The 11,191-nt window shown below is 68.2% G+C and carries 11 protein-coding genes; 3 read left to right on the forward strand and 8 right to left on the reverse strand.

Features of this window, described 5'->3' with window-relative positions; all coding sequences use genetic code 11:
- Nucleotides 1–36: 36 nt before the first annotated feature.
- Both APY03_RS22025 and APY03_RS22030 read left to right on the forward strand, forming a co-directional pair.
- The gene (locus tag APY03_RS22025) at nt 37–1,782 is read left to right on the forward strand and encodes a proline--tRNA ligase (protein WP_068680035.1); all 1,746 of its coding nucleotides are present in this window, start codon (nt 37–39) and stop codon (nt 1,780–1,782) included.
- On the forward strand, nt 1,779–2,417 hold the full coding sequence (locus tag APY03_RS22030; RefSeq protein ID WP_068680037.1) for a lytic transglycosylase domain-containing protein: 639 nt from the start codon (nt 1,779–1,781) through the stop codon (nt 2,415–2,417). The genes APY03_RS22025 and APY03_RS22030 overlap by 4 nt, the downstream gene beginning before the upstream one ends.
- A 17-nt stretch (nt 2,418–2,434) precedes the next feature.
- On the opposite strand, the gene APY03_RS22035 is transcribed toward APY03_RS22030, so the two are convergent.
- The 7 genes from APY03_RS22035 to hemA form a co-directional block, all read right to left on the reverse strand.
- Nucleotides 2,435–3,748 carry a hemolysin family protein gene (locus APY03_RS22035; protein WP_068680038.1) on the reverse strand — a complete coding sequence of 438 codons (1,314 nt, stop codon included), beginning with the start codon at nt 3,746–3,748 and terminating at the stop codon, nt 2,435–2,437.
- A 66-nt stretch (nt 3,749–3,814) separates the two neighbouring features.
- Nucleotides 3,815–4,822: an AAA family ATPase gene (locus APY03_RS22040; protein WP_068680040.1), complete on the reverse strand. Its 1,008-nt coding sequence runs from the start codon at nt 4,820–4,822 to the stop codon at nt 3,815–3,817.
- 97 nt (nt 4,823–4,919) lie between these two features.
- On the reverse strand, nt 4,920–5,414 hold the full coding sequence (locus tag APY03_RS22045) for a cupin domain-containing protein (protein WP_068680042.1): 495 nt from the start codon (nt 5,412–5,414) through the stop codon (nt 4,920–4,922).
- Nucleotides 5,415–5,648: 234 nt separating this feature from the next.
- Entirely contained in the window at nt 5,649–5,975 is a 327-nt protein-coding gene (gene grxD / locus APY03_RS22050; RefSeq protein ID WP_068680044.1) for a Grx4 family monothiol glutaredoxin, read from the reverse strand.
- 29 nt (nt 5,976–6,004) lie between these two features.
- Complete coding sequence (prmC, locus tag APY03_RS22055; protein ID WP_068680046.1) at nt 6,005–6,859, reverse strand: peptide chain release factor N(5)-glutamine methyltransferase; 855 nt, start codon at nt 6,857–6,859, stop codon at nt 6,005–6,007.
- Entirely contained in the window at nt 6,856–7,944 is a 1,089-nt protein-coding gene (gene prfA, locus APY03_RS22060; protein WP_068680048.1) for a peptide chain release factor 1, read from the reverse strand. Before prfA ends, prmC begins: the two co-directional genes overlap by 4 nt.
- A gap of 87 nt (nt 7,945–8,031) precedes the next feature.
- Nucleotides 8,032–9,303, reverse strand: coding sequence for a glutamyl-tRNA reductase (hemA, locus tag APY03_RS22065; RefSeq protein ID WP_068680050.1), 1,272 nt, complete (start codon nt 9,301–9,303; stop codon nt 8,032–8,034).
- 81 nt (nt 9,304–9,384) lie between these two features.
- Between hemA and APY03_RS22070 the strand changes: the two genes are divergently transcribed.
- Nucleotides 9,385–9,663 (forward strand): hypothetical protein, encoded by a 279-nt coding sequence (locus tag APY03_RS22070; RefSeq protein ID WP_068680052.1) that lies wholly within the window; start codon nt 9,385–9,387, stop codon nt 9,661–9,663.
- Between the two features lie 16 nt (nt 9,664–9,679).
- Here APY03_RS22070 and APY03_RS44305 read toward each other — a convergent pair.
- A partial coding sequence (locus tag APY03_RS44305; protein ID WP_232324369.1) for a mechanosensitive ion channel family protein occupies nt 9,680–11,191 on the reverse strand: 1,512 nt, incomplete at its 5' end.

Consider the following 11,191-nt stretch of genomic DNA (forward strand, 5'->3'; position numbering starts at 1 on the left):
CCCTGTGCCCTTACCTGGATTCCCTCCGCGCGACCGATGAAAGCTTCCCGATTCTTTATCTCCACCCTCAAGGAAGCACCGGCGGATGCCGAGGTCGCGAGCCACCGCCTGATGATGCGCGCTGGCATGATCAAGAAGCTGGGCACCGGCATCTACACATACATGCCCATGGGGCTGCGCGTGATCCGCAAGGTCGAGGCCATCGTGCGCGAGGAGATGAACCGCGCCGGCGCCGTCGAGCTCACCATGCCCGTGGTACAGCCCGCCGAACTGTGGGAGGAAAGCGGCCGCTTCCAGGCCTACGGCCCCGAACTGCTGCGCATCAAGGATCGGCATGAACGCGGTTTCGTCGTGCAGCCGACCAGCGAAGAGGTCATCACCGACATCGCCCGCCAGGAGATCCGCAGCTACAAGCAGCTGCCGAAGAACTTTTACCAGATCCAGACCAAGTTCCGCGACGAGCGCCGTCCGCGCTTCGGCCTGATGCGCGGCCGCGAATTCATCATGAAGGACGCCTACAGCTTCGACCGCGACCTCGGGAGCGCCAAGGCGAGCTACAAGGTCATGGCGGACGCCTACCGCCGGATCTTCGACCGCTTCGGCCTGCGCTACAGGGCAGTGGCGGCGGACAGCGGCGCCATCGGCGGCGACCTCAGCCAGGAATTCCAGGTGATCGCCGCCACCGGCGAGGACGCGATCGTCTACTGCCCCGGCAGCGACTACGCGGCCAACATGGAAAAGGCCGAGGCGCTGGCGCCTGCCGGCCCGCGGCCCGCGGCAGCCCAGCCGCTGGCGAAGACCCCGACCCCGGGCAAAGCCACCTGCGAGGAGGTGGCTGAACTGCTGGGCGTGCCGCTTTCGACCACCGTCAAGTCCCTCGTACTGGCCACCGACAGGTTGGGCGCCGATGGCCGGGTCGAGGGCTCGCAGGTCTGGCTGCTGCTGGTGCGAGGCGATCACGAGATGAACGAGATCAAGGTGAGCAAGGTGCCGGGCCTGGACGAGGGCTTCCGCTTTGCAACCAGCGCCGAGATCGACGAGCACTTCGGCTGCAAGCCCGGCTATCTCGGCCCGCTCGGCCTGAAGCAGCCCGTCAAGCTGGTCGCCGACCGCGAGGTGGCTGTGATGGCCGACTGGATCACCGGCGCCAACGAGGTCGACTTCCACATGACGGGCGTCAACTGGGGCCGCGACCTGCCCGAGCCCGACCTCGTGGCCGACATCCGCAACGTGGTCGCCGGTGACCTCTCGCCGGACGGCAAGGGCGTGCTGGCAATCGAACGGGGCATCGAGATCGGCCACGTGTTCGTGCTCGGCACCAAGTACAGCAAGCCGATGAACGCCACCTTCCTGGACGAGGCCGGCAAGCCGCAGTTCCTTGAAATGGGGTGCTATGGCATCGGCGTCACGCGCCTGCCTGCGGCTGCGATCGAGCAGAACAACGATGAGCGCGGGATCATCTGGCCCGATGCCATCGCGCCCTTCACCGTGGTGCTGTGCCCCATCGGCATGGACCGAAGTGCCGAGGTCAAGCAGGCCGCCGAGGCCTTGTACGAGGAACTGCTCGCCGCGGGCGTGGACGTGCTGCTCGACGACCGCGGCGAGCGTCCTGGCGCCATGTTCGCCGACTGGGAACTGATCGGCGTGCCGCACCGTGTCGTGATCTCCGACCGCGGCATCAAGGAAGGCCAGTACGAATACCAGCATCGCCGCGACACCGCCGCTACCAAGGTGCCTTCGTCGGGCGTGGCGGAGTTCGTGAAAAGCAAACTGGTGGCATGAGCCTTTCCCGGCGTTCGTGCCTGCTGGCGGGCGCTACCGCCGCCGCCCTGCCGTTGTGGCCTGGCGTGGCGCATGCGGGCGCGCAGATCGAAGAGCCGCTGATCGACTCGGTACGCAATGCCTTGAGCGCCTCCATCCGGAGCAGCGCGCCCCCGAAACCAGAGTTCAGCGACACCGCCTCGCGGCTGGCCTACCTGCGCTGGCTGGGCGAGATGAGCGAGCGCCTGAAGAAGAAGATCCCCGGGCACCAGGAGCGCATCGAATTCCTCCAGACAGTGTGGTACGAGAGCAAGCGCGCAGGCCTCGAGGTCAGCCTGGTCCTCGGGCTCATCCAGGTCGAAAGCAATTTCCGGAAGTTCGCCGTGTCGAGCGCGGGCGCCCGTGGCCTCATGCAAGTCATGCCGTTCTGGACTCGCGTGATCGGCAACGGCGATTCCTCGACCCTCTTTCGCATGCAGACCAACCTGCGCTTCGGCTGCGTGATCCTGCGCCACTACCTGGACCGCGAGGCTGGCGATCTGTTCATGACGCTGGGGCGCTACAACGGCAGCCGCGGCAAGGCGCCGTACCCGAACGCGGTGTTCTCCAATCAGAGGCTCTGGATCTTCAACGACCGGCGCGACGATCGCGGCTAGCTAGCTAGCGATCGGCGCTAGGCCGCCGGCGTGGCGGCCACCGCGCCGCCGCGCGTGACCATCACCTGGTCGATGCGGTGGCTGTCCACGTCCATCACCTCGAAGGTAAAGCCGCCCCAGCTCACGCTGTCGGTGCGCTTGGGCACGCGGCGCAGCATCACCATCAGGAAGCCGGCCAGGGTCTCGTACTCCTCGGCGTGCGGCAGCTCGTCGATGTCGAGGGCGCGCTGCACGTCCTGGATCGGCGTCACGCCGTCGATGAGCCACGAGTTCTCGTCGCGCCGCACGATCTGCTGCTCCTCGTCCTGCATGCCGACCAGGTCGCCCATCACGGTGCTCATCACGTCGTTGAGCGTGATCACACCCACCACCAGCGCGTACTCATTGACGATGATCGCGAAGTCCTCGTGCGCCTGCTGGAACTGCTCCAGCACCTCGGTGAGCGAGAGCCGGTCGGGGATGATCAGCGCCTTGTGCAGCGGCAAGCCCTGACCGAAAGACAGCGGCTGGCCGCTGAGCACGCGCTGGAACATGTCCTTGGCGTCCACGTAGCCCAGCACATGGTCGATGTCGCCCTCGCACACAGGGTAGGCCGAGTAGGGCTCGGCCACGATGCGCGCGCGCAGCACCGCCTCGGGATCGTCTTTCTGGAACCAGGCGATGCGGTCGCGCGAGGTCATCACGCTGCTGACCAGGCGCGTGTCGAGCTCGAACACGTTGGCGATCACCTGCTGCTCGCGCACGGCCAGGATGCCAGCGCGCGCGCCGGCCTCGGTCATGGCGAGGATGTCGGCCGAGGTGATCTTGTCGTCGCGCTGCATGGGCATGCCCAGGAGCTTGAAGAGCAGGTCGGTGCACGTCGTGAACAGCCAGACCAGCGGCTTCAGCACGGTGATCAGGAGTTGCATCGGCCCGACCATGCGCATCGCGAGCCGCTCCGGATCGTTCATGCCCAGGCGCTTGGGGAAGAGATCGGCGAATACCAGGAACACCGCGATGATGGTGACGAAGGAGGCCAGGAAGGCGGCGGTCTGCGCGGTCTCGGCCGTGAGCCAAAGCGCGAAGAGCCGCGCGAAGTAGGGGCTGAGCGAACCCTCGCCAACCACGCCGCCGAGGATGGCGACCGCGTTGAGCCCGATCTGCACCACGGTGAAGTAGTGACCGGGCTGCTCCTGGATGCGCAGCACGCGCTCGGCTCGCGCGTCGCCCTCGTCGGCCATCTGCCGCAGCCGCAGGCGGCGCGAAGCGGCCAGCGAGATCTCCGCCAATGAGAAGAAGGCACTCGTCGCGATCAGGATGGCGATGATGAATAGGCTTTGGGTCAGCGTCATGGGTCGGTCGGGAAGACCGACATGGTGCCATGAGCAGCACCCGGCGCTGCCGCCGCGCTGCCTGCGCTACTGCACGAAGCCGATCCGGCTGCGCCCCGGGCCGGCGCGCGGCAGGTCCTCGACGCGCACCTCGCCGCGCCCGGCCAGGCGGGCGTTGCCGAAACCGGTCATCAGCGCGCGCCGCATCTCGCGCGGCGCCAGCGTGGCGAGGTGGTCGAGCACGTCGTCCTGCGGCTCCTCGGCCAGCAGCCGGCCCCAGTCGTGCGCGTTGCGGATCGACGCGTAGAGCTGGCTCGCGATCTGCCGGGCTGCCTCGGGCGAGGGCGCATCGATCTCGAACACGTTCATGCGATTGAGGATCGGCTCGGGAATGCCGCGGACGTCATTTGCGGTCGTGACCCAGATCACCTGGCTGGCATCGATCGGCACCTCCGCGAATTCGTCGACGAAGGCATGGGCGGTGTCGTGCTCCAGCAGGCCGTAGAGCGCGCCCAGCGGGTCGTACTGCACATCGGCACCGGCCTTGTCGATCTCGTCGATCACCATCACCGGGTTGGCGTACTGGCCATCGACCAGGGCCTCGAACACCTTGCCGGGCTTGGCGCCCTTCCATTGCGAGGAGGCGCCGGAGAGCAGCCAGCCTGCAGTCATCGAGCTCATCGGGACCAGCGACATGCCGGTGCCCAGCAGCTCGGCCAGGCGCCTGGCGAAATGAGTCTTGCCGATGCCGGGCGGGCCCAGCAGGAGCATGGGCGTGACCTCGAGCCCGTCGCGGCTGTCCTGCGCCAGCGCGACATGGCGCCGCACGTCGTCCAGCACCTCGGCGAAATTGGGCAGTTCGGCGTAGAGCGCGGCCATCTGGGGCACGCCGCTGGGCTTGACCTGGAAGCGCTCGGGGCCGCGTTCGAGCATGCGTTCGTAAGTGGTGCGCAGGTGCTCGTGGTCGCGGTCGGGCAGCTTCGCGAGCTTGCGCTCGACATCGTGCGTGCGGAACACGCTGCGCAGATGCGCCACCGGCAACTGAAAGGACGAGGCAGACGCCGGGGCCAGCTCGCGGGATGGGCGGGAATCCATTTTCAGACCTCCGTTCGATCACACTTTGACACAGCATAAGCCGTGCCCGGTGTCGGCGGTTGTCCAGGTTTTCTCGCTTCGAGGGCTTTTAGGCGGGTCAGACGCCGCCCTGGGGATGCGTCGGGTCGACCCAGAGCACCGATTCAGGCTTCTCGACCGGCTCGATGTCGAGGTTGATGGCCACCGCCTCTCCGTCGCTGCGGCACAGCACGCACTCGAGCGGTTCGGTCGGGCTGGCGTTGATTTCCTGGTGCGGCACATAGGGCGGCACGTAGATGAAGTCGCCCTCGCCAGCCTCGGCGGTGAACTCCAGATGTTCGCCCCAGCGCATCCGGGCACGCCCCCGCACCACGTAGATCACGGATTCCAGATGCCCGTGGTGATGGGCGCCGGTCTTCGCATCGGGATGGATGGTCACCGTGCCGGCCCAGAGCTTCTGGGCGCCGACGCGCGCGAAATTGATCGCCGCGGCGCGGTTCATCCCGGGCGTCTGCGCAGTGTTGGCATCGAGCTGGTTGCCGTGGATCACCCGAACGCCGTCGTGCTTCCATGCGGCGTCGTTGTGATCATGATCGGAATGTTCGTGGCTCACGATGCGCCTTCATGGCCGGCGAAGCCAGGCCCGTTGGTGAAACACCGCGGAACCGGCTTTGCCGGGCCGCTGGTTTTGCCCCCGGTAGGGGGTGGGCGCCCGACACGAAGTGCGGGCAACCTGGGGGCGAGCAACATTCCCACCGCGGAACCGGCTTTGCCGGGCCGCTGGTGTGGCCCCGGTAGGGGCTGGGCGCCCGACACGAAGTGCGGGCAACCTGAGGGCGGGCAACATCTACGCCGGGCTGCCGTTGAGCATCTGCTGCAGCTCCCCGGATTCGTACATCTCCATCAGGATGTCCGAGCCGCCGACGAATTCGCCCTTGACGTAGAGCTGCGGGATGGTCGGCCAGTTGCTGTATTCCTTGATGCCCTGGCGGATGCCTTCGTCCTCGAGCACATTGACGGTCTTGAGCGTGCGGGTGTCGACGCCCACCGCCTTCAGGATCTGAATCGCGCGGCCCGAGAAGCCGCACATCGGAAAGCTGGCGTTGCCCTTCATGAAGAGCACGAGATCGTTGGTCTTGACGAGATCGTCGATGCGCTGCTGGACTTCGGACATAGGCCTCTCCAAAAAATGAGTTGGGCGGATTATTTCACCGTGCGCCAGATCCCGCCCGAGCAGCGCGCGATGCCTGCCAGGTCGTCGCGGCTTTGCACCTCGGCGAAGCCGTGGCGCGCAAGCAGGGCGCGCACGGATGCGGCCTGGTCGTGCCCATGCTCGAGAAGCAGCCACCCGCCCACGCGCAGATGCGCAGGCGCGGCCTCGACGATGCGGCGGATGTCGTCCAGCCCGTCCGCGCCCGACACCAGTGCGCCCAAGGGCTCGTGGCGCAAGGCGGTGAGGTGCGGGTCGCCCGCGGCGACGTAGGGCGGATTGGAAACCACCAGGTCCAGGTCCGTGTCCGCGCCTTCCAGCCAGTCGGCCTCGGCGAAGCGGACCGCCAGCCCGAGATGCTTCGCGTTGGCTCGGGCCACCGCCAGGGCGCCGGCGCTGCGGTCGACTGCCGTGACCTTGGCATCGGGCCGGGCGTGCTGGATCGCCAGCGCGATCGCGCCGCTGCCGGTGCCCAGGTCGAGCACCACGGGCGACGTGCGGCCCTGCAGGCATTGCAGCGCCCAGGCGACCAAGGTCTCGGTATCGGGTCGCGGCACCAGCACGCGCGCGTCGACCTGCAGGCCAAGCCCGTAGAACTCCTTCTGGCCTACCAGGTAGGCCACCGGCTCGCCAGCCACGCGGCGGGCGCAGAGCCCGGCAAAGGGCGGCCAGACGGCATCGGGCAGGATGTCGGTGTCGTGCGCCAGCAGCCAGGCCCGGTCGCCCGAAGGCCGGCCGAGCACGTGCAGGAGCAACAGCTGGGCGTCGAGCCGCTCCACGCCCAGCGCGGCCGCCGCCGCCAGCATCTGCGCCGCGGTCGATGGCGACTGGCCGTCTTTGGACGTCATGCCGGCAGGCTGGCTTCCAGCTCGGCGAGCTTTTCGGCCTCGCGTGCCGCGCGCAGGGCGTCCAGCACCTCGCCCAGGTCGCCCTCCATGATCGTCTGCAGTTTGTAGAGCGTGAGGTTGATGCGGTGGTCGGTGAGCCGCCCTTGCGGGAAGTTGTAGGTGCGGATGCGGTCGCTGCGGTCGCCGCTGCCGATCAGGCCCTTGCGCAGCGCCACATCCTTGGCGGCGCGCTCGCTGCGCTCCTTCTCCTGGATGCGCGCCGACAGCACCTGCAGCGCCTTGGCCTTGTTGCGATGCTGGCTGCGGTCGTCCTGGCACTCGGCCACGATGCCGGTCGGGATGTGCGTGATGCGCACCGCCGAATCGGTCTTGTTGATGTGCTGGCCGCCGGCGCCGCTCGCGCGGTAGGTGTCGATGCGCAGGTCGGCCGGGTTGATCTGCACCGCCTGCGCCTCGTCCGGCTCGGCCAGCACCGCAACCGTGCAGGCGCTCGTGTGGATGCGGCCCTGCGTCTCGGTCGCGGGCACGCGCTGCACCCGGTGGCCCCCGGACTCGAAGCGCAGCCGCCCGAAGACCTCGTCGCCGACCACCCGCATCACCACTTCCTTGAAGCCGCCCAACTCGCTCTCGCTGGCGCTCACGATCTCGCAGCGCCAGCCGGCCCGCTCGGCGTGGCGCGTGTACATGCGCAGCAGGTCGCCGGCGAAGAGCGCCGATTCGTCGCCGCCGGTGCCGGCCCGGATCTCGAGGAAGGCATTGCGTGCGTCCTCCGGATCCTTGGGCAGCAGCAGGCGCTGGAGCTCGTCTTCCAGCGAAATCAGCTCCGCCTCGGCGCTGGCGATCTCTTCTCTTGCCATCTCGGCCATGTCCGGGTCGTCCTGCATCTCGCGCGCGGCCGCCAGGTCGGATTCGCGCTGGAGGTACCGCTGGTAGCGGCCAGCCACCTGCGTCACCTCGGCATGCTCGCGCGAGATGTTCCGGTACTGGGTCATGTCGGACATGATGTCTTCGCGCGAAAGCAGGAAGTCGAGTTCGCCGAGGCGTTGCGCGTAGCGCTCGAGTTGATGGCGGAGGAAGGGTTTCACTGAAAAGTCTTCGAATGCGGGACCGGGGACCGAACGCAGAGGGCGGTCAGCTGTCCGGCGAAGGTCGCCGGGATCAGGACAGCGTCGCTAACGCTCTTTGCGCAGGAACAGCCGCGAGATGGCCTGCGCCGTGTGCTCGCGCGCCGCGGCATCCCCCGCATGCAGCTCGGCCATGGCGCCGTGCAGCATCTTCTGCGTGAGCCCGCGGGACAGCGCCTCCAGCACGGCCTCTACCGGCTCGCCCTTGGCCAGCAGCTTGCGAGCGCGGCCCAGTTCCGCGGCGCGCCATTCGTCAGCCTGGGCGTTGAGCTGCTGGATCAGCGGCACGCTGCCGCGCTGGTCCAGCCAGTGCATGAAGCTCCGAACCCCGGCATCGATGATCACCTCGGCCTCGGCCACGGCAGCCTGGCGACTGGCATGGCCCTGTTGCACGACCTGGGCCAGGTCATCGACGGTGTAGAGGTAGATGTCCTCGAGCGCCTTCACTTCGACCTCGATGTCGCGCGGCACGGCCAGGTCGACCATGAACATCGGGCGGTGCTTGCGCAGCTTGAGCGCTCGCTCGACCGCGCCGAGGCCTATCAGCGGCAGCGTGCTGGCGGTGCAGCTCACGACGATGTCGAACTCGGCAAGGCGCGCCGGCAGCTCGGCCAGCCGCATGGCCTCGCCGCCGAAGCGCGAGGCCAGCTTCTCGCCGCGTTCCAGCGTACGGTTGGCGATGACGATGGACTTGGGCTCCCTGGCCGCGAAGTGCGTCGCGGCCAGGTCGATCATCTCGCCCGCGCCGACGAAGAGCACGCGCGTCTCCTTCATGTCTTCGAACAGCTGGGCCGCCAGGCGCACGGCCGCGGCGGCCATGCTGATCGAGTGGGCGCCGATCTCGGTGGCGGTGCGTACTTCCTTGGCGACGGCGAAGGAGCGCTGAAACAGCTGGTTCAGCGTGCTGCCGAGCGCGCCCGCAGTCTCGGCGGCGCGTACCGCGTCCTTGATCTGGCCCAGAATCTGGGCCTCGCCCAGCACCATCGAGTCGAGGCCGCTGGCAACGCGGAAGGCGTGGCGCGCCGCCTTGTCGTCGTGTAGCGCGTAGGCATGGGAGCGCAGCAGGGCGGGCGCCACGCCGCCGCTCTGGGCCAGCCAGTCGACCGTGTGATCGAGGGCCATGTGGTCTGCGGCGCAATAGATCTCGGTGCGGTTGCAGGTCGAGATGATGGCCGCTTCCACGTCCGGATGCCGGTGCGTGCTGAAGGAGCTGCGCAGGCTCTGCAGCGTGGGCGCGATCTGGTCGATGGCGAACGCGAAGCGACCGCGCAGATCGAGCGGCGCGGTCGTGTGGTTCAAGCCGAGGGCCCAGACTGACATAACGCGGGATTATAAAATCCGCCGCCGGCAGCGGCCGTCCACGCTTGGGATGACCCCGGACTGCCGCTTCCTTGCCGCCTCATGTCTGCGCTCGACCTGCTGATCCACCTGCTCAACTTCGCGGCACCGGCCTTCTGCGTCGCCCTCCTGCTGGCCATCCTGTTCCGGCTCGCGATGCATGGGCGAAGCGTGGCCGTCAGCCTGTGGGTGCAGGTCGCCGTCACCTTCGCAGCCGGGCTCGCGGTCCTGGTCGCCGGCCTGGTCTACTTTGGCCACGACGGACGCATCGCGACCTATGCCGCCCTGGTGGTGGTGTGCGGCACCACGCAGTGGTGGCTGCTGCGTGGCTGGCGCGGCTGAAGGCGCGCGGACGCGCTCACTGCGCGAGCGGGGGGACCGGCGGGGCTGGCGCGGGCGCCGGCGTCGTGCCCTGGGGCGCCGCCACGGCCGGCGCCGCCAGCGGCAGCCCCGCTTCCTTGAAGCGATCGAGCATGGCGAACAGGACGTCACTGCGCACGCCTCCGGCCAATCGCGGGCTCTGCACGAAAGCGATGGCCTGGAAGATCAGCATGCCGCCCTCGATGCCTTCGAGCGTGACCGAGGGCGCGGGTGCGACCAGCACGCCGCCGTGGTCGGCGCAGGCCGACAGCATCAGCTCGCGCGTCAGCTTGGCATCGGTGGACAACGGCATCGGCAGCCGGATCAGCACCCGGCCCTCGGCGTTGGTGAGGGTCATGTTGCGAACGGTCTTGGTGATGAACTCCGAGTTCGGGACGATCAGCGTGGAACGGTCGGCCAGCTGGATCTCGGTGGCGCGCACATTGATGCGCCGCACGTCACCCTCGGCCGTGCCCAGCACGACCCAGTCGCCGACCTTGACCGGCCGCTCGGCCAGCAGGATCAGCCCCGAGATGAAGTTCTGCACGATCGCCTGCAGGCCGAAGCCGATGCCCACCGAAAGCGCGCTCGCCACCCATGCGATGCGCTCGATGCCGATTCCCAGCGCCGATAGCCCGATCGCGATCACCACGGCGCCGCCCACGTAGCCGAGCAGCGTGGTGATCGAGCTCTGCATGCCGGGCTCGAGCGCAGTTTCCGGCAGGTAGCGCGCCTCCAGCCACTTCTTGAATACGCGCAGGGCAACGAAGCCGACGGCCAGCACCGCGACGGCGCTGAAGATCGCGCCCGGCACCAGCTGGAATTCGCCGATCTTGAGGCCGGTGCCGAACTGCCCGCTGCGCTGGAACACCTCTCCGGGGCCCGTGCCAAGTGGCGTGGCCAGCGCGATCAGCAGATAGAAGAAGAGCGCGACCCGGGCCAGCCCCGAGAGCACGACGGCGGCCTGGTCCAGCGTCCGCGGCGCAAACCCGAAGCTCTTCTGCAGCTTCTGGCCAAGCTCGCTTTTCGAGGCCACCGTCGCCATGAACAGGTCGTCGGCGAACTTGAAGAGCAGGTAGAAGGCCGAGGCGACGATGCCGCTCCAGGTCAGCTGGTTGGCCAGGAAGCTGGCCAGCGCCACGTAGCCGATGCCCACCAGCACCCAGATCACGATCACCGCCAGCGCCACGGCGCTCAGCAGGAAGCTGATCCAGAGCGGGCGTTCGGGCTCGCCGGGCGGCGGCTCTCCCGCCTCCGCCGTCGCAGTTCCATCGGGCGCGGGTACGGCGGGCTCGTGCAGGCGCAGCAGCATCATGCCGATCAGCGCCGTCAGCGCCAGCGCGGTGACCACGTGAGTGGCGACCACGGCCGCGAAGCTGGCGTCGACGATCGCATTGACCTGGCTCGGCACCCACACCAGCACCCCGATCACGGCCGTGAGCCAGGGGAAAGGCGCGAGCCGCCGCGCCATCGTGTCTGGAATCGGCGGCAGCCGCCACGAGGGCCGCTT

The sequence above is a fragment of the Variovorax sp. WDL1 genome (assembly GCF_001541225.1).
Lineage (GTDB): Bacteria > Pseudomonadota > Gammaproteobacteria > Burkholderiales > Burkholderiaceae_C > Variovorax.

What these genes read in the sequence shown, in the direction of transcription:
- APY03_RS22035 (WP_068680038.1), bottom strand. Translation starts at nt 3,748, where the DNA reads ATGACGCTGACCCAAAGCCTATTCATCATCGCCATCCTGATCGCGACG.
- APY03_RS22040 (WP_068680040.1), bottom strand. Translation starts at nt 4,822, where the DNA reads ATGGATTCCCGCCCATCCCGCGAGCTGGCCCCGGCGTCTGCCTCGTCC.
- grxD (WP_068680044.1), bottom strand. Translation starts at nt 5,975, where the DNA reads ATGTCCGAAGTCCAGCAGCGCATCGACGATCTCGTCAAGACCAACGAT.
- APY03_RS22070 (WP_068680052.1), top strand. Translation starts at nt 9,385, where the DNA reads ATGTCTGCGCTCGACCTGCTGATCCACCTGCTCAACTTCGCGGCACCG.
- APY03_RS22025 (WP_068680035.1), top strand. Translation starts at nt 37, where the DNA reads ATGAAAGCTTCCCGATTCTTTATCTCCACCCTCAAGGAAGCACCGGCG.
- APY03_RS22030 (WP_068680037.1), top strand. Translation starts at nt 1,779, where the DNA reads ATGAGCCTTTCCCGGCGTTCGTGCCTGCTGGCGGGCGCTACCGCCGCC.
- prmC (WP_068680046.1), bottom strand. Translation starts at nt 6,859, where the DNA reads ATGACGTCCAAAGACGGCCAGTCGCCATCGACCGCGGCGCAGATGCTG.
- hemA (WP_068680050.1), bottom strand. Translation starts at nt 9,303, where the DNA reads ATGTCAGTCTGGGCCCTCGGCTTGAACCACACGACCGCGCCGCTCGAT.